Source organism: Paraburkholderia solisilvae (assembly GCF_902859875.1).
Taxonomy (GTDB): Bacteria; Pseudomonadota; Gammaproteobacteria; order Burkholderiales; family Burkholderiaceae; genus Paraburkholderia; species Paraburkholderia solisilvae.
In genome coordinates, this window is the sequence record NZ_CADIKF010000135.1 from 1 (window position 1) to 817 (window position 817).

General features: G+C 68.3%; 2 pseudogenes. Both read left to right on the forward strand.

Annotation, left to right across the window (positions count from 1 at the left end):
- Positions 1 to 233: pseudogene (locus HV675_RS32135) on the forward strand (hypothetical protein); the annotation flags it as partial.
- A gap of 24 nt (positions 234 to 257) precedes the next feature.
- Positions 258 to 817 (forward strand): annotated as a pseudogene (locus tag HV675_RS32140) (hypothetical protein); the annotation flags it as partial.

Consider the following 817-nt stretch of genomic DNA (forward strand, 5'->3'; position numbering starts at 1 on the left):
CGGGTGGCGCGGGCGGCATGGGCAGTGGCGGCGTCGGCAACGGCGCGGCTGGCGGTGCGGGCGGCGCAGCCGGCACCAACACCGTCGACGCGGGCACCTTCAACATGAGCAATACGATGACGGGCGCCGCGCAATCGGCTGCCGGCATCGTCGTGATGAACCAGAACAGCGGTCTCGCGTCGCTCGTGCAGCAGGCGGTTACCGTCCAGGCCAACCTGACGGTTGGTCACTAACGCGGTTCGTTTGTGGAGGCTCTCATGAGAAAGACTCTAATGGCGAGCGCTGCGGTACTCGCGTTGGGCTTTAGCAGTTACGCGCTGGCCAATCCGTGCAGCGACAACGAGAAAAGCTGTAACCAGAGCGCGGCCGGCGGCAGCAACACGTCGACGGCTAGCGCGACGTCGAATCAGACCAGCCAGTCCGGCGCCAACGCGAATGAAATCGCGTCGGCGGCGACCGTCAACCAGGATTCGTTCAACAACAGCAAGGCAGTTGCGCTTGGCAAGCTGAACGGCTCGGTGACCGGTCTTGGCGTGTCCGGTATCGGCAACGTCGCGTACAACACTGGCAGCGCGGCTGGTGGACGCGGCGGTCGCGGCGGCACCGGTTTCGGCGGTATCGGAATCGGCGGCAACGGCGGCGACTCCGGCAATAGCGGCAGCGGCGGCTCCGGCGGCGATGCGCAGAACGGCGGCGCGACCGCGGGCACTGTGACGAATGCCGGCGCAGCCGGCGGCACCGGCTATGGCGGCGACGGCGCACGTGGCGGCCGGGCGAGCGCAGGCGGTACGCAAGGCGGCAACGGCACGGGCAGAGG